This window comes from Streptomyces sp. NPDC026575 (genome assembly GCF_055567415.1).
In genome coordinates this window covers 167,758-185,002 of the sequence record NZ_JBVHQM010000008.1, presented here as the reverse complement: position 1 = coordinate 185,002, position 17,245 = coordinate 167,758, and the positions used below count along the sequence as shown (strand labels likewise).

The following is a 17,245-nucleotide window of genomic DNA, read 5'->3' as shown; positions in this document are numbered from 1 at the left end:
TCGCAGCGGCACCCTTGACACCAAAGTGCCCACGCACCTTACTTATCTCTGTTTATCGTGGCGTCATTCAACTGACAACGATGTCAATCTGGTTGAGAGGGACCGCGTGCGGCTCAGACACCGGCACAGTCCACTGCGGGGCGTCCCCCGCCCCGCCGCCCTCGTGGCGGCCGCTCTGCTCGTCATCACCGCCCACGGCCCGGCCCTGGCCGCGCCACCCCAAAAGCCCCGGTCGGCATCGGAGTTCAGCTCCTCCTTCGAGTCCGGCGACCCCCGGCCGGACTGGACCGACGGCGTCGAGACCGGGCCCGACGGCCGGCCCCGGACCTCCGGCGTCACCCCGCCGACCGCCCCCGCGGCCCCCGGCATGAGCACCGCGCCCGGCACCGGCCCCGCCGACTCCCCCACCGCCAAGGCGCACGCCGGCTTCTCCGGCGGCCATGCGCTGCGCTACGCCGGCACCCACACCGGCGCCGGCCGCGGCTACTCGTACAACAAGATCTTCGATGTCGACACGCCGGTCACCGCGTCGACGGCGCTCTCGTACGAGATCTTCCCGGAGATGGCGACCACCGACCTGGCCTACCCCGCGACCCATGTCGCCGTGGACCTGGCGTTCACCGACGGCACCTACCTCAGCGAGCTGGGCGCCGCCGACCAGCACGGCGCCCCGCTGACCCCGCAGGGCCAGGCCGCCTCCAAGACGCTCTACGTCAACCAGTGGAACCACCGCGAGGCGCGGATCGGCGCGGTCGCCGCCGGCAAGACCGTCGACCGGATCCTGGTCGCCTACGACGCACCCGAGGCGCCGCGGAGCGCACCGGCCTTCCGCGGCTGGGTCGATGACCTCACCCTCGGCCCCAAGGCCCCGGACAAACCGCTCGCGCACCTCTCCGACTACGCCGTCACCACCCGCGGCACCCTCTCCAGCGGTGGCTTCTCGCGCGGCAACACCTTCCCCGCCACCGCCGTCCCCAATGGCTTCAACTTCTGGACGCCGGTCACCAACGCGGGCTCCTCCGACTGGCTCTACGAATACGCGCGCCGCAACAACGCCGACAACCTCCCCACCCTCCAGGCTTTCAGCGCCAGCCATGAACCCAGCCCCTGGATGGGCGACCGGCAGACCTTCCAGGTCATGCCGTCCGTCGCGGCCGGCACCCCGGACGCCTCCCGCACCGGCCGGGCGCTGCCGTTCCACCACGCCAACGAGACCGCGAAACCCCACTACTACGGCGTGACCTTCGACAACGGCCTCAAGGCGGAGATCACCCCGACCGACCACGCCGCGCTGATGCGCTTCACCTTCCCCGGCGACGACGCGAGCCTGATCTTCGACAACGTCAACAACAAGGGCGGCCTGAGCCTGGACACCGAGCGCGGTGTGGTCACCGGTTTCTCGGACGTCCGCAGTGGGCTGTCCGTAGGCGCCACCCGGCTCTTCGTCTACGGCGTCTTCGACGCACCGGTCACCGGCGGCGGCAAGCTCGAAGGCGGGGGAGGCAAGGACGTCACCGGCTTCCTCCGCTTCCGGCCCGGCGCCGACCGCACCGTGACCATGCGGATCGCCACCTCACTGATCGGCGTGGACCAGGCGAAGGCGAACCTCTCCCGCGAGATCCCGGCCGGAACGGCCTTCGGCGACGTCGAGCGCCGGGCGCAGTCGCAGTGGGACGACCTGCTGGGCCGCATCGAGGTGCAGGGCGCGAGCCGCGACCAGCTCACCACCCTCTACTCCAGCCTCTACCGCCTCTACCTCTACCCCAACTCCGGCTTCGAGAAGGTCGGCTCGCGCACCCGCTACGCCTCTCCCTTCTCGCCGCAGACCGGCCCCGACACCCCCACCCGCACCGGCTCGAAGATCGTCGACGGTGCGGTCTACGTCAACAACGGCTTCTGGGACACCTACCGCACCACCTGGCCCGCCTACTCCCTGCTCACCCCCGAGCGGGCCGGGAAGATGGCCGACGGCTTCGTCCAGCAGTACAAGGACGGCGGCTGGATCTCCCGCTGGTCCTCGCCCGGTTACGCGGATCTGATGACCGGTACGAGTTCCGATGTGGCCTTCGCCGACGCCTATGTCAAGGGCGTGGAGTTCGACGCCGAGGCGGCCTATGCCGCGGCCGTCAAGAACGCCACCGTCGCCCCGCCGAATCCGGGAGTCGGCCGGAAGGGCATGAACACCGCCCCCTTCCTCGGCTATACGAGCACCGACACCCGCGAGGGAATGTCCTGGGCGCTGGAGGGCTATCTCAACGACTTCGGCATCGCCCGGATGGGAAAGGCGCTGTACGCCAAGACGCACAAGCAGCGGTACAAGGAGGAGTCGGCCTACTTCTTCCAGCGCGCCCGCAATTACGTCAAGCTCTTCGACGACCGGGTCGGCTTCTTCCAGGGCAAGGACGCCCGGGGCGACTGGCGTCTGCCGCCCGACCGGTTCGACCCCCGCGTCTGGGGCCACGACTACACCGAGACCAACGCCTGGACCTTCGCCTTCACCGCCCCGCAGGACACCCGGGGCCTGGCCAACCTCTACGGCGGCCGCTCCGCCCTGGCCAAGAAGCTGGACGCCTACTTCTCCACTCCGGAGACGGCCGCCAAGGAGTTCGCCGGCTCCTACGGCGAGGTCATCCATGAAATGACCGAGGCCCGCGACACCCGTATGGGCATGTACGGGCACAGCAACCAGCCCTCGCACCACATCGCCTACACCTATGACGCGGCCGGTCAGCCGTGGAAGGCCCAGCAAAGGGTCCGCGAGGCGCTCTCCCGGCTCTACCTCGGCAGTGAGATCGGCCAGGGATATCCGGGCGACGAGGACAACGGCGAGATGTCCGCGTGGTATGTCTTCAGCTCGCTGGGCTTCTATCCGCTGGTGATGGGCCAGGGCGAATACGCGGTCGGCTCACCGCTGTTCACCAAGGCCACGATCCACCTGGAGAACGGCCGCGATCTCGTCGTCAGCGCCCCCCGGAACAGCGCGCGCAACGTCTACGTCCAGTCCCTGCGCGTCAACGGCAAGCCCTGGAACTCCACCGCGCTCCCCCACAAGCTGCTCGCCCGCGGCGGCACCCTGGAATTCGATATGGGCCCGCACCCGTCCGCCTGGGGCAGCGGCGAGAACGCCGCCCCCACCTCCCTCACCCGAGGCGACCAGGTCCCGGCCCCCGCGGCCGATCTGGCCCGCCCGGACGGCAGCGCCCTGTTCGACAACACCTCGGACACCGCGGCGGAGTTCACCACCGCCGCGGTCGCGCTCACCGCCGCGAAACCGGTGACGTCGTACACCCTCACCTCGGCGGCCAAGGAGGACGCGCCCACGTCCTGGGTCCTCGAAGCCTCCGACGACGGCCGGCGGTGGACACAGGTGGACCGCCGCCGCTCCGAGTCCTTCGCCTGGGACCGCCAGACCAGGGTCTTCGATGTCTCCCGGCCCGGCTCCTACCGGCACTACCGGCTGGTGGCCGACGGCAGGCCGGTGCTCGCCGAGATCGAGCTGCTCGGGTCCCCCTAGACGGACGGGGCCCGGCGTCGCCGGCGCCCGGAACGCGGAACGGGCCGCACCCCCTGCTTCGGGGAGTGCGGCCCGTTCGTGCGTCGTGCGGGACCCGCCTGCGGCGGTGCTTACTTGCGGATGAGCGACCGCAGCACGTACTGCATGATGCCGCCGTTGCGGTAGTAGTCCGCCTCGCCGGGGGTGTCGATGCGGACGACCGCGTCGAACTCCACGCCGGTGTCGGTGGTGACCTTGACCGTGCGCGGCGTGGTGCCGTTGTTGAGCTCCTCGACGCCGGTGAAGGAGAAGGTCTCCTCGCCGGTCAGACCGAGGGTCTCGGCGGACTGGCCCTCCGGGAACTGCAGCGGCAGGACGCCCATGCCGATGAGGTTCGAGCGGTGGATGCGCTCGTAGGACTCGGCGATGACGGCCTTGACGCCCAGGAGCGCGGTGCCCTTGGCGGCCCAGTCGCGGGACGAGCCGGAGCCGTACTCCTTGCCGGCCAGGATGGCCAGCGGGATGCCCTGCTCGATGTAGTTGCGCGAGGCGTCGTAGATGAACGACACCGGCGCGTCGGCCTGGGTGAAGTCGCGGGTGTAGCCGCCCTCGGTGCCCGGCGCGATCTGGTTGCGCAGGCGGATGTTGGCGAAGGTGCCGCGGATCATGACCTCGTGGTTGCCACGGCGGGAGCCGTAGGAGTTGAAGTCACGACGCTCCACACCGTGCTCGGTCAGGTACTGACCGGCCGGGGTGTCGGCCTTGATCGCACCGGCCGGGGAGATGTGGTCGGTGGTGACCGAGTCGCCGAGCTTGGCGAGCACCCGCGCACCGGCGATGTCCTTGACCGGCGACGGCTCCATGGCCATGCCCTCGAAGTACGGGGGCTTGCGGACGTAGGTGGACTCGGCGTCCCACTCGAAGGTGTTGCCGGTCGGGATCGGCAGCGCCTGCCACTGGGCGTCGCCCGCGAAGACGTCCTGGTAGGACTTGTTGAACATGTCCTCGCCGATGGCGTTGGCGACGACGTCGTTGACCTCGGCCTCGGTCGGCCAGATGTCGGCCAGGTAGACCGGCTTGCCGTCCTGGTCGGTGCCGAGCGCGTCCTTGGTGATGTCCACCTTCATCGAACCCGCGAGGGCGTAGGCGACGACCAGCGGCGGGGACGCCAGGTAGTTCATCTTGACGTCGGGGTTGATCCGGCCCTCGAAGTTGCGGTTGCCGGAGAGCACCGAGGTCACGGCCAGGTCGTGCTCGTTGACGGCCTTGGAGACCTCCTCCGGCAGCGGGCCGGAGTTGCCGATGCAGGTGGTGCAGCCGTAGCCGACGAGGTTGAAGCCGACCTTGTCGAGGTACGGGGTCAGCCCGGCCTTGTCGAAGTAGTCGGTGACGACCTTCGAGCCCGGGGCGAGGGTGGTCTTGACCCACGGCTTGCGGGTCAGGCCCTTCTCGACCGCCTTCTTGGCCACCAGCGCGGCGGCGACCATGACGTACGGGTTCGAGGTGTTGGTGCAGGAGGTGATGGCCGCGACCGTCACCGCACCGTGGTCGATCTCGTAGGTCGAGCCGTCGGGGGCGGTGACCGTGGTCGGGCGGCTCGGCACGCCGTTGGTGGCGGCCGGGGAGTCCGAGGCCGGGAAGGACTCCTGGCCCGCCTCGTCCGCGTCGGAGACGTAGTTGAGGACGTCGCGCTCGAACTGGGTGGCGGCCTCGGCCAGGACGATGCGGTCCTGCGGGCGCTTCGGGCCGGCGATCGACGGGACGACCGTCGACAGGTCCAGCTCCAGCTTCTCGGAGAAGTCGGGCTCGGCGGCCGGGTCGAGCCAGAGGCCCTGCTCCTTGGCGTACGCCTCGACGAGCGCGACCTGCTGGTCGCTGCGGCCGGTCAGGCGCAGGTAGTTCAGGGTCTCGCCGTCGATCGGGAAGATCGCGGCGGTGGAGCCGAACTCGGGCGACATGTTGCCGATGGTGGCGCGGTTGGCGAGCGAGGTGGCGGCGACGCCCTCACCGTAGAACTCGACGAACTTGCCGACGACACCGTGCTTGCGCAGCATCTCGGTGATGGTGAGCACCAGGTCGGTGGCGGTGGTGCCGGGCTTGAGCTCACCGGTCAGCTTGAAGCCGACGACGCGCGGGATGAGCATGGAGACCGGCTGGCCGAGCATGGCGGCCTCGGCCTCGATGCCGCCGACGCCCCAGCCCAGCACGCCGAGGCCGTTGACCATCGTGGTGTGCGAGTCGGTGCCGACGAGGGTGTCGGGGTACGCCTGGCCGTTGCGGACCATGACCGTGCGCGCCAGGTGCTCGATGTTCACCTGGTGGACGATGCCGGTGCCCGGCGGGACGACCTTGAACTCGTCGAAGGCGGTCTGGCCCCAGCGCAGGAACTGGTAGCGCTCCTTGTTGCGGCCGTACTCCAGCTCGACGTTCTGCTTGAAGGCGTCGTTGGTGCCGAACTTGTCGGCGATGACGGAGTGGTCGATGACCAGCTCGGCGGGCGCGAGCGGGTTGATCTTCGCCGGGTCGCCGCCCAGCTCCTTCACGGCCTCACGCATGGTCGCGAGGTCCACGACACACGGGACGCCGGTGAAGTCCTGCATGATCACGCGGGCCGGCGTGAACTGGATCTCCTGGCTGGGCTGGGCCTGCGAGTCCCAGCCACCGAGCGCCCGGATGTGGTCGGCGGTGATGTTCGCGCCGTCCTCGGTGCGGAGCAGGTTCTCCAGCAGCACCTTCAGGCTGTACGGCAGACGGGCGGCGCCCTCCACCTTGTCCAGCCGGAAGATCTCGTACGACTCGTCGCCCACCTGCAGCGTGCTGCGGGCGTCGAAGCTGTTCGCCGACACGACAGTCTCCTTCATGCATGAATTCGCGCGTACCACCGCAATCCTGCCGTCACAGGTCCTTGCCCCATCCGCTAAGGTGAGCCTAAGTTAGGCATGCCTTACTGGCGCGGCAGCGGTACGCCTCTCGGCAGATATCTCGATGTCGAGATAACTCTAGTACATCGTCGCGGCGGGGTCATGCCCTGACGGGCGCCGACCGCTCCCCCGCAATCCGGTCGCTGTCTCCCCGAACGCCGCCCAAAGGGACACGCCCGGTGCCGGCCCCCCGTCGGCGGCGGTGTCGCGCACATCACCCTTGCCGCGATCGCCGTCACGTCACATCCGACCCGCCGCCTGCGTCATGGTGAGGACGGACCACGACGGGGAGGCTGGAGACCGGTGAACGATCACGAGTGGCTGGCGGCGCGGTTCGAGGAGAACCGGAGCCATCTGCGGGCGGTGGCCTACCGGATGCTCGGCTCACTCAGTGAGGCGGACGACGCCGTCCAGGAGGCATGGCTGCGACTGAGCCGGACCGGCGCGAGCGGGGTGGAGAATCTGGGCGGCTGGCTGACGACGGTCGTCGGCCGGGTGTGCCTGGACCAGCTGCGGATGCGCAAGGCACGGCGCGAGGACCCCCTCGACGTACACGTCCCCGAGCCGGTCGTGAGCCGCCTGGAGTCCGTCGATCCGGAGAACGAGGCGATGCTGGCCGACTCGGTCGGGCTCGCACTGCTGGTCGTCCTGGAGACCCTCACCCCCGTCGAGCGGCTCGCCTTCGTCCTGCACGACATGTTCGCGATGCCCTTCGACGAGATCGCGCCGATCGTCGGCCGCACGCCCGCCGCGGCCCGGCAGCTCGCCAGCCGGGCGCGCCGCCGCGTCCAGGGCACCGCCCCGGTCGCGGACACCGACCTCGCCCGCCAGCGGGAGGTGGTCGAGGCGTTCCTCGCCGCCTCGCGCGGTGGCGACTTCGAGGCGCTGCTCGCCGTCCTCGACCCGGACGTGGTGCTGCGCGCCGACGCCGGTGCGGAGCCCGGCGGCCTGTCGAAGCTGGTCCGCGGGGCACGGACGGTGGTCGGACAGGCGCTGATGTTCTCCCGGTTCGCCCCCCTCGCACGGCCGGCGCTGGTCAACGGCGCTCCGGGACTCGTCACGGTGGTGGAGGGGCAGCCGTTCGCCGTCATGGGCTTCACCATCGCGCACGGGAAGGTCGTCGAGATCAACATCCTCGCCGACCGCGCGCGGCTGCGACGGCTGGATCTGACATTCCTCGATGACTGAGTCATGCGCGGCCCGTGACGGGCCGGCCCGCCTCAGCAGCTGGGGACCGAGCCGCCCTTGGCCAGCGCGCGCAGCGCCTGCACCGCGCCCTTGAGGGTGGTGACGGGGACCAGCCGCAGCCCGTCCGGAGCCGGCCGCACCTGCGCGCACTCCGCCTTCGGCACGAGGAAGACGCTCGCCCCGTCGCGCCGGGCCGCCTGCGTCTTCAGCGCCGCTCCGCCGACCGCGCCCACCGTCCCGTCGGCGTCGATCGTGCCGGTACCGGCGATGCTGCGGCCGCCGGTCAGGTCACCGCCGCTGCCGTCGCCGTCCAGCTTGTCGACGATGCCCAGCGAGAACATCAGTCCGGCGCTGGGCCCGCCCACACCGTCGAGGGAGAGCTTCACCCTCACCCGGCCCGGGTCCTTCCCCAGCAGCCCGAGCGCGGCCGCGGTGGCGGCATGCTGCGAGGACTTCATGTCCGCGAGGTTGTGCCGGGCGACCTCGGCATCGGACAGACCGGCCGGAAAGACGGCGTCCTTGGGCATCACCGCACGATCCGTACGGAACCAGCCGTCGATCACCTCTCCCAAACGGACGGCGACATGCGGCCCGGTCGCCTGGATCGCCGCCATCCGCAGCCGACCGCTGGTCTCGCGCACCGGCGCACCGCTGATGGAGATGACCTCGCCGCCCCGGTCCGAGCCCAGCACGTCCGTGGTCTGTCCGGGCCGCGCGACGGAGTACGGAAGCGGTGCGAGGCCGACGACGGCCAGCAGCGCGACGAGCGGCACGGCGCCGATCGCGAGGACACGGGCACGGACGCGCGGGGAAGCGCCGGGGCGGACCGGGGCTCCGTCACGGGAAGGGCGAGTGATCACGCCGTCAATCTAGGTCAAGGCGAGTGACCGGGTTCGCGCGCCCCGGTCGGCGACAGCGAAGAGCCGGGGCACGGCAGCGACAGTGAAGGGCGGGGGCGGGCCGGGCCGTTGGGGGTGCCGGGCACGACGCGAGAGCGGCGGGGCCCGTATTCGGACGGCGCCGCCGCCCCGCCCACCTCACTTGCCCGCCAGACCCACCCGTACCACCGTCACGATCTCCTCGTCGGAGAGTCCCAGATGGCGGGCCTGTGCGATCAGGCGCTGGGCGGCCTCGCCGAGGCGGGCGCGGGCGGGGGTGGCGACGGCGGTGACCACCGCTCCGCGGCCGCGGCGGAGTTCGATCAGGCCCTCCTCCTTGAGGCGCTGATAGCCGCGCAGCACGGTGTGGACGTTCACCCCGAGGGACGCGGCGAGTTCACGGGCGGCCGGCAACCGCTCCCCGGTGCCCACCGTGCCGTCGGCGATGGCGCCGCGGACCGAGGCGGCGATCTGGTCGCCGAGCGGGACGGACGAGCCGGGGTCCACCCGGAAGAGCACCTCAGCCTCCTTGCCGCGAGCGCGCGCGGTCCGCGTAGGTGTTGAGCAGTGCGGCGGCGGTCGCCGCGTCGTCCACCGTGACGACGAAATCCCGGCCGCTGGTCAGCCGTACCACGATCCCCTCCCCCGAACGCAGCACCAGGCCGCTGCCGTGGCCCCGGACACGGTAGCCCCAGCCGCCGAACTCGCCGAAGCAGTCGACCCGGCGGCTGGTGGCCTGCGCCACCCGGTCGGGGCCGATGCGCCGGAACCGGATGCCGAAGGTCTGCGGCAGCGTCGGCGCGAGGGTCAGACCGCGGCGGTCGACGGTCACCCGTACCGACGTGACCGCGAGGGACACCACCCCGCAGAGGACGAGGATCACGCAGGAGAACGCACTGCCGAGAGCGCCGGTGGCGAGGCCGCCGCAGAGCACCAGCACGCCCAGCGCCATCAGCGGGGGCGAGCTGATGGTGCGTGACCAGCCCGCCGTCGTGCCCGCCGGGACGTCGAGCCGGGGCGCGTCGCCCGCCGGCCGACGGGGCGGGCGGGGTGCGGCGCCGGCGAGCAGACGGCCCAGCAGGCCGGCGAGAAGGGCGACGGGGAGCGTCAGGAACACCTGCCACAGCGGCAGCCGTACGGCCGAGGCGTCGGCGGCGCCCGCGTTGCCGAGCAGGGTGAGGCAGAGGGCGTAGCCGAGCCCGGCGGCGACGGCGTATCCGGTCGCGATGACCCACGGGGCCGCTGTGGCGAGCTTCGGCACCCGGCCGAGAAGGGCGAAGACAACGCCCAGGGCGAACAGGGCGAGGAGAGTGCCCGTCAGGAAGCCGTGGAGGGAGGAGAAGCCGTCGGCCCGGCCGGCTTCGTCGAAATGGGTGGCGAGCGGGTCCGGCAGCCGGGTGGAAACGGAGGCGTGGACCGCGGTGGCCGTCGCGGCGGCGACGACGAAGGGAAATGCGGCAATAAGCGGCCGAAGTATGTGCTTTGAGGGTAAAGCCGGGTGAGGAGCGCGCTTCATATGCGTGTGACCACCTCTCAGTTGTTCGCATATTAGTAGAACAATCCAGTCTCCAGCAATTGCACACCCATCTCATATCTGAGATACGGTCGGCCCATGGCAGACGACTACCTCGTACGCATCGGCAAGCTCATCCGCGACGCCCGACAGCATCGCGGCTGGACGCAGACGCAACTCGCGGAGGCGCTCGGCACCAGCCAGAGCGCGGTCAACCGCATCGAGCGTGGGAACCAAAACATCAGCCTTGAGATGATCGCCCGTATCGGTGAAGCCCTCGACAGCGAAATCGTGTCCCTCGGCTACGCCGGACCGATGCATCTGCGCGTGGTCGGCGGCCGCCGGCTGTCCGGCAGCATCGACGTGAAGACGAGCAAGAACGCCTGTGTCGCGCTGCTGTGCGCCACCCTGCTGAACGCGGGACGCACCACCCTGCGCAGGGTGGCCCGCATCGAGGAGGTCTACCGCATCCTCGAAGTGCTGGGCAGCATCGGCGTCCGCACCCGGTGGATCAACGACGGCAACGACCTGGAGATCGTGCCGCCCGCGGAGCTCGACCTCGACGCGATGGACACCGAGGCGGCCCGCCGCACCCGCAGCGTCATCATGTTCCTCGGCCCGCTGCTGCACCGGATGGACCACTTCAAGCTGCCGTACGCGGGCGGCTGCGACCTCGGCACCCGCACCGTGACCCCGCATATGACGGCGCTGCGCCACTTCGGCCTGGAGATCACCGCGACCGACGGCACCTACCTCGCCGAGGTCGACCGCAGCGTCGCCCCCAAGCGGGCGATCGTCCTGACCGAGCGCGGCGACACCGTCACCGAGAACGCGCTGCTGGCCGCCGCCCGGCACGACGGCGTCACGGTGATCCGCAACGCCTCCTCCAACTACATGGTCCAGGACCTCTGCTTCTTCCTGGAGGAGCTGGGCGTCAGGGTCGACGGCATCGGCACGACCACCCTGACCGTCCACGGCACCGCGCACATCGAACGCGATGTGGACTTCGCGCCCTCCGAGGACCCGGTCGAGGCGATGAGCCTGCTGGCGGCGGCCGTTGTCACCGAGTCGGAGCTGACGATCCGCCGGGTCCCGGTGGAGTTCCTGGAAATCGAGCTGGCGGTCCTGGAGGAGATGGGCCTCGACCACGAGCGCAGCACGGAGTACCCCGCGGACAACGGCCGCACCCGTCTGATCGACCTGACCGTCCGCCCCTCCAAGCTCCAGGCCCCGCTGGACAAGATCCACCCGATGCCCTTCCCGGGCCTGAACATCGACAACGTCCCCTTCTTCGCCGCCATCGCCGCCAGCGCCCAGGGCCAGACCCTGATCCACGACTGGGTCTACGACAACCGCGCGATCTACCTCACCGACCTCAACCGGCTCGGCGCCCAGGTCAAACTGCTCGACCCGCACCGGGTCCTGGTGGACGGCCCGACCCGCTGGCGCTCCTCGGAAATGATGTGCCCCCCGGCCCTGCGCCCGGCCGTCGTGGTCCTCCTCGCCATGATGGCCGCCGAGGGCACGTCCGTACTCCGCAACGTCTATGTCATCAACCGGGGTTACGAGGACCTGGCGGAACGCCTCAACTCGATCGGGGCACAGATCGAGATCTTCCGGGACATCTGAGGGGCGGGGCCGCCGCACACCCTCTCTGGCCTGCACAGGCGCGGGACAGAAGGGAGTGCGGCGGCATCCGTGGGACTTCCCCCATTGGCCTGTCTCACATGTTTTCGAGGTCGTCGGCCACGGTGGAGGTCGGGGTGTGGAGGATGGCGTCGAACGCCTCGATGACGGGGGTATGCAGGTAGGCGCTTTGGATCCGGATGCGGTCGGGGCCCGGGGCGAGGTCGGCGTTCCCATCGGCCTGCGGGCGTGCCTGATGGAGATCGGCAACGCTGAGCCCGATTTCGGCATCGGCGAAGGCGGCCTCGATGCTTCCCGGCTCGGCCGGCTCCAGCGCGGTGGCGTCGATGGTGAAACCGAAGCGTGTGTTCTCGTCGCGGGGCATGTCTGCGGTGTGTCCGGTGGTGCTCGTCAGGCCGAGGGCGAAGTACTCATCACCGAGCGCGCGGTGCAGGTGCTGTCCCATGGGCAGTCCCGTGAGGTGGCCGTTGAACGAGATCGGTGTTTTCTGGATGTGGGCGTTGTGAGCTGCCAGCACGACGCGGGTCCCGGGTTCGAAGCGCTCCAGGTGCCACAGGACTGACTCGGCCATGTAGACGTCGCGGGCCGAGGTGTCGGCGGCCAGCCCCTTTCCGGCGAAGAGGTCGGCCATGGCGCGGAAGGTGTAGTCGGCGTGGCAGGCCCCTTCGAGGCGGCGCACGGCGATGTCGTAGCTGCGCTGGTCGCCGCGGGAGACGTACAGCGGTTCCACGGAGCGGAACCGGATGAGCAGACGCGTCAAGGTCGCGCTGAGGGCGTCCTGTTCTGCGGTGGCCAGGCGTGCCCATGCGGGCGCGGCGACGGCCCCGGAGCCCCCGGCGAACGTTTCGGCGATCCGCATCGCCTCCTGGACCGCTGGCAGGGTTTCGGGGTCGATGTGGCGCAGGTAGTCGGCGACCGGGGCCAGGGCGGGAAGCAAGGACCCACCGGCCGCGGGGATGTCGATGCCCGCGAAGCCCACCGGTGGTGAGGCTGTGCGGTTGTGCCGGCGCATCCAGCGCAGCGGCTCATCGAGTCCTATGGGGATCGCCTCGGCGAGGTGAGCTGACAGGTCATCGTCCGCTCCCTCGCCCTGGGCCCAGGCTTCGAGGGGGAAGCCTTCGCTGAAGCCGTATTCGAAGGCCAGGACGGTGAAGCCGCAGCGTTCGACCAGGAACCGCAGAATGCGCTCGCGCATGAGGGCGAATTCGGTGATGAAGTGGGAACTTTCGCCGATCGCGACGACGCGGGCGTCGCCGATGACGGCGCGCAGCGGCTCCAGGTCATCGAGCGGCGCCTCGGGGTCGAGGTGGGTGAGGGGGACGGCGTGGGTGCGAAGCCAGTCGGCGAAGGGGTTGTGGTGGGGCGAAGCAGGCATGCTGACAGCTCGATTCTCGGTGTTGGAGTGGTGGATCGTCGATACGGGGAGCCTGCGGCCGGCGAAGATCTTCGCCGGCCGCAGGTCGGCCTCCGCAGAGCCGGTCGTCCTGTGCCGGGTTCGTTCAACGGCCCGTAGGGCTGGGGGGCGATGGATCGTGAGGCGCCTTTCCCGTGCGCTCGGGCGCCGCGTTCTCCAGGTCGTCGATGCTGCCGGACATGATGGTGCGGACGTGTTCGGTGATGTGCTGGAGCGGCCAGTCCCACCAGGCCAGTGCGAGGAGTCGGTTGATGTCGGCGTCGCTGTAGCGGCGGCGGATGAGGCGGGCGGGGTTGCCGCCGACGATGCCGTAGTCGGGGACATCGTCGACAACGACGGAGCCGGAAGCGATGATCGCTCCGTGGCCGATGCGGACACCGGGCATCACCATGGCCCGGTAACCGAGCCAGACGTCATGGCCCACCACGGTGTCCCCCCGTCCGGTCAGGCCGGTGATGAGGTCGAAGTGCTCGGACCAGGAACCGCCCATGATGGGGAAAGGGAACGTCGAGGGGCCGTCCATGCGGTGGTTGGCGCCGTTCATGATGAACCGCACGCCCTCGCCCAATGCGCAGAACTTCCCGATGACCAGCCTTTCCGGCCCGTAGTGGTACAGCACGTTGCGGCTCTCGAAGGCGGTCGGATCATCGGGATCGTCGTAGTAGGAGAACTCTCCGACGTCGATCAGCGGCGAGGTGATCAGCGGCTTGAGCAGCACTACCCGCGGCTGCTCGGGCATCGGATGCACCACGGTCGGGTCGGCAGGAACAGCCGGCATCACGAATTGCTTCCTTACTGAAGAGATGTCTGCGGGTCCGGAGGACCTCAGCACTTGGTGGCGGATGTCGAAGTCGCGCACATGTCCAGGTGGGCGCCCCGCCAGCGCCGACGCAGCCGACGATCATGGCTGACGATGACGATGGCGCCGTTGTACCCGGTCAGAGCGGTTTCCAGGTCCTCGACGAGGGCGGGCGACAGATGGTTGGTGGGTTCGTCGAGCAACAGGACGTCTGACGGCTCGCTGAGCGATCGCGCCAGGGCGAGACGCTGCAACTGCCTGGTGGACAGCCGGCCGACCGGAACCGTGAGCTGGTCGCGGTCGAACAGGCCGAGGGACAGCAGCCGTTCGGCGTACCCGGCGGCCTCCCCCACCCGTCCACGGGCGAAGGCGGCCAGCACGGTCTCGTCCGGTTCCCCGGGTTGCGGCTCTTGGGGGAGGTAGCTGATCCTGCCGCGGCGGGTGACGCACCCGCTGTCCGGGGCGACTTCCCCGGCCAGGACGCGGAGCAGGGTGCTCTTGCCCGCTCCGTTCGGCCCCGTGATCAGCAGGCGTTCGCCCGCCGTGACGGTGAGGCTCGTGCGGTCGAGCCGGTCGGTGACGGCGATGTCGGCGGCGTCGAGTACGACGCCCTGCAGGCGGCGGGCCCGCAGTACGGGGTGAAGCGCAGCGGTTCCGGCGGGGGCGGGACCGGGTGGGCAAGGAGGCGGCGCAGTCGTTCCTCGGCGTTGCGCACCCGGCTGGCCAGCGACTGCTGCACCCGGCCGCCCGCCCGGTCGTAGGCCATCTTGTTGCCGTCCTTCATCGGACGGCCGGGGGCCACCTGGCGGGCGGTGGTCGCGGCGGCCTCGCGGAGCCGGTCGATGTCGGCCTGCCACTGGTCGTGTGCCTGGGCCCAGCGCTGCCGGGCAGCCGTCTTCTCGGCGAGGTAGCCGGTGTAGCCGTTCCCGTACCGGACGACGCGGCGCCGATCGGCGTCCACCTCCAGCAGGCCGGTGGCAACCCGTTCGAGGAAGACCCGGTCGTGGGAGACCGCCACCGTGGTGCCCCGCCGGGAGCGCAGGTGCTCTTCCAGCCAGCTCAGGGCGCCGTCGTCGAGATGGTTGGTCGGCTCGTCCAGCAGCAGCACCTCCGGCGCGGCCACCAGGACGGCCGCCAGTCGCAACCTGACCCGCTTCTCCGCCGGACAGGCTGCCCGCGGTACGGTCACGGCCCACCAGCCCTAAGCCGAGACCGTGCAGAGCACGTTCCACGCGGGCGTCGGCGTCGTAGCCACCGCGCAGCTCGAAGACCGTCATCAGTTCGCCGTACTCGGCCATGCCCGACTCGTCTCCGTCGGCCATCGCGGCCTCCAGGCGACGCATTCGCTGCTCGACGGCGCGTAGATCACTCAGGGCCCGGTCGGTGATCTGCTGGACGGTCGCCTGCGGCTCCATCCGCTCGTCCTGGGCGAGATAGCCGACGCCGCCGGTGGCCTCGACGACGACCTCGCCCTGATCGGGCCGTTCCCGCCCGGCGAGCAGGCCCAGCAAGCTGGTCTTGCCCGATCCGTTCTCACCGATGATCCCGGTGCGCTCGCCCGCGGCGAGCGAGCAGGTCACCGAGTCAAGGATGAGCCTGCCCTTGAAGGACTTGCTGACAGCGAGCGCGGTGATCTGTGTAGGCATGCGGGGGACTCCGAAGCATTCGGGAACGAGGCGGCCGTCAAGGGCCGCGTGGCCGGGCGAACGCTTCGGAAGAACATCGATCACTCCACTAGTGCGACAGTTGCTGCTTTAAGATGTTGCCATACTGCCGACCCACTGAGCAAAGGGACTTCCAGTGACGACTCCCACAGACCCAGAGCCAGAAGGCACCAGGCCGCCGACCCTGCGCCGCCCCGGGGGCCGCACCGCCCGAATCCGTAAGCAGGTGCTCGACGCAGTCCTCGCGGAGCTCGGCGAACACGGTTATGACGGGCTCACCACGGACACCGTCGCCGCCCGCGCCGGCGTGCACCGCACAACGGTGTACCGGCGCTGGGGGGACGTCGGCGGGCTGCTCGCCGACGTCCTCGACGCGGCGAGCGACGACGACTGGCGACCACCGGACACCGGCTCACTGGAAGGCGATCTGGCAGCACTGAACCAGGAGATCCAGGCAGCCCTGACGGCACAGCCACCGATCGTGACAGCCCTGATCGCCGCCTCGTTCCGCTCCGAGAAAGCCGCCCACGCCCAACAGCGGCTCTGGGAGGACCGGTACGCCCGCTGCGAGACCGTCGTCAGCCGGGCCGTCCGACGCGGCGAACTCCCACGGCACACCGACGCTCGACGACTGCTCCTCGCCGCCACCGCGCCCGTGTACCACCAGTTGGTACTCCTCCGCACGCCACCCGACCCGCAACTGCCCGGCCATGCAGCCAGAACCGCCACCCTCGCCGCAGCCGCCGGCGCCTTCGCCGAGACCCCGTCAGCGGGCGACACCTAAGCGTGGGAGCCCCCTGGGACTTCTCTGGGGTTTTCGGCCAGATCAACGGGCATCGGCGTGAAAGACCTGAAAACCCGTTCCTGCTGGTCAGCGACCCGCAACGGCCCATCGCGCCAGGTCACGGCACCCCCTGGTCTCTTCCGGGACATCTGACGCCCTCAAGGCAACGCCGCCGCACACCCCTTGACCTGCACTGATGTGGGTCCGAACAGGATGCGGCGGCAGTTGTGGGACTTCTGCGTCGTGACGAATCCGTCCGGATGTGAGGGAGCCACGGTCGATACCTCAGTCGCGAAGTATCCGGACTTAACGATCAAACAGGATTTTACTTGCCCAAGACCTTCCCTTTAGGTTCAGACGGTCAAACCGGGGACGCGAGAGGCATCCGGGCCTTCTCGTGTACCCGGATCCGCCCATGTCCGCTGCGTACGGACCGGCAAAGGCCACGGGAACGGTGCGCGTACTCGCGTCGAGCCGGCCGGAGCGGACGACCGCGCAGGCGGTTGCAGGGCAGCCGCCCTGCCGGAAGTCAGCAGAAGGTAACGCCGTCTTGCCACAAGGGCCCGCTCAACAGCTCGTGCAAGACTGGCACCGTCCCCATGCTGAGCAAGGGAGCCAAGACGGTGAAGGCGGGCAAGACCTGCGCGCAGCTGTGGGTGAACGGCAAGCGCAAGGCCGTCCAGTGCCACTACATCACCAAGTAGCAGCGGGACGGAGGATGAGCACGAGCATGAGTCGTAGCCACCGGAACTGGTGGGCGGAAGTCGCGATCGGCACCGGTGTGACCGTGGCCGTCTTCCTGGCCCTGTCGGCCCTCACATCGGCCGTGACGGGTGCGGGGTATGCGGACATGAGCGCGGACAGCGGCTGGCCGCCCGTCGTCCTCGCCCTCGCGGCCGGCGTGTGGGCGGCCGCCCGCTACCGGCGCAGATGAGTCGGCTCCG

Annotated in this window: 11 protein-coding genes and 1 pseudogene; 5 read left to right on the top strand and 7 right to left on the bottom strand. The window is 70.0% G+C overall.

Annotation, left to right across the window (positions count from 1 at the left end; all coding sequences use genetic code 11):
- Positions 1-106: 106 nt before the first annotated feature.
- Complete coding sequence (locus ACZ4NB_RS13585; RefSeq protein ID WP_467661057.1) at positions 107-3,514, top strand: GH92 family glycosyl hydrolase; 3,408 nt, start codon at positions 107-109, stop codon at positions 3,512-3,514.
- Positions 3,515-3,624: 110 nt separating this feature from the next.
- On the opposite strand, the gene acnA is transcribed toward ACZ4NB_RS13585, so the two are convergent.
- The gene (gene acnA / locus ACZ4NB_RS13580) at positions 3,625-6,339 is read right to left on the bottom strand and encodes an aconitate hydratase AcnA (RefSeq protein WP_467661056.1); all 2,715 of its coding nucleotides are present in this window, start codon (positions 6,337-6,339) and stop codon (positions 3,625-3,627) included.
- A gap of 378 nt (positions 6,340-6,717) precedes the next feature.
- Between acnA and sigJ the strand changes: the two genes are divergently transcribed.
- Positions 6,718-7,602 carry an RNA polymerase sigma factor SigJ gene (sigJ, locus tag ACZ4NB_RS13575; protein ID WP_467661055.1) on the top strand — a complete coding sequence of 295 codons (885 nt, stop codon included), beginning with the start codon at positions 6,718-6,720 and terminating at the stop codon, positions 7,600-7,602.
- 32 nt (positions 7,603-7,634) lie between these two features.
- On the opposite strand, the gene ACZ4NB_RS13570 is transcribed toward sigJ, so the two are convergent.
- From ACZ4NB_RS13570 to ACZ4NB_RS13560, 3 genes are all read right to left on the bottom strand, one after another.
- Positions 7,635-8,462: a hypothetical protein gene (locus ACZ4NB_RS13570; protein WP_467661054.1), complete on the bottom strand. Its 828-nt coding sequence runs from the start codon at positions 8,460-8,462 to the stop codon at positions 7,635-7,637.
- Between the two features lie 177 nt (positions 8,463-8,639).
- Complete coding sequence (locus ACZ4NB_RS13565; protein ID WP_467661052.1) at positions 8,640-8,999, bottom strand: GntR family transcriptional regulator; 360 nt, start codon at positions 8,997-8,999, stop codon at positions 8,640-8,642.
- Between the two features lies 1 nt (position 9,000).
- Positions 9,001-9,996, bottom strand: coding sequence for a DUF1648 domain-containing protein (locus ACZ4NB_RS13560; RefSeq protein ID WP_467661050.1), 996 nt, complete (start codon positions 9,994-9,996; stop codon positions 9,001-9,003).
- Between the two features lie 96 nt (positions 9,997-10,092).
- Here ACZ4NB_RS13560 and ACZ4NB_RS13555 point away from each other — a divergent pair, with 96 nt between their 5' ends.
- Complete coding sequence (locus ACZ4NB_RS13555; protein ID WP_384431464.1) at positions 10,093-11,622, top strand: helix-turn-helix domain-containing protein; 1,530 nt, start codon at positions 10,093-10,095, stop codon at positions 11,620-11,622.
- Between the two features lie 94 nt (positions 11,623-11,716).
- Here ACZ4NB_RS13555 and ACZ4NB_RS13550 read toward each other — a convergent pair whose 3' ends face one another.
- The 3 genes and pseudogenes from ACZ4NB_RS13550 to abc-f all read right to left on the bottom strand — a co-directional run bounded on the left by ACZ4NB_RS13550 (position 11,717) and on the right by abc-f (position 15,499).
- The gene (locus ACZ4NB_RS13550; RefSeq protein WP_467661048.1) at positions 11,717-13,015 is read right to left on the bottom strand and encodes an erythromycin esterase family protein; all 1,299 of its coding nucleotides are present in this window, start codon (positions 13,013-13,015) and stop codon (positions 11,717-11,719) included.
- 124 nt (positions 13,016-13,139) lie between these two features.
- Entirely contained in the window at positions 13,140-13,832 is a 693-nt protein-coding gene (locus ACZ4NB_RS13545) for a CatB-related O-acetyltransferase (protein ID WP_467661046.1), read from the bottom strand.
- 47 nt (positions 13,833-13,879) lie between these two features.
- A pseudogene (abc-f, locus tag ACZ4NB_RS13540) lies at positions 13,880-15,499 on the bottom strand (ribosomal protection-like ABC-F family protein).
- Positions 15,500-15,653: 154 nt separating this feature from the next.
- On the opposite strand from abc-f, the gene ACZ4NB_RS13535 reads away from it, so the two are divergent.
- Positions 15,654-16,301, top strand: a complete 648-nt coding sequence (locus ACZ4NB_RS13535) for a TetR/AcrR family transcriptional regulator (protein WP_467661045.1) — start codon at positions 15,654-15,656, stop codon at positions 16,299-16,301.
- 730 nt (positions 16,302-17,031) lie between these two features.
- Complete coding sequence (locus tag ACZ4NB_RS13530; RefSeq protein ID WP_467661043.1) at positions 17,032-17,235, top strand: hypothetical protein; 204 nt, start codon at positions 17,032-17,034, stop codon at positions 17,233-17,235.
- The last annotated feature ends 10 nt before the right edge of the window (positions 17,236-17,245 follow it).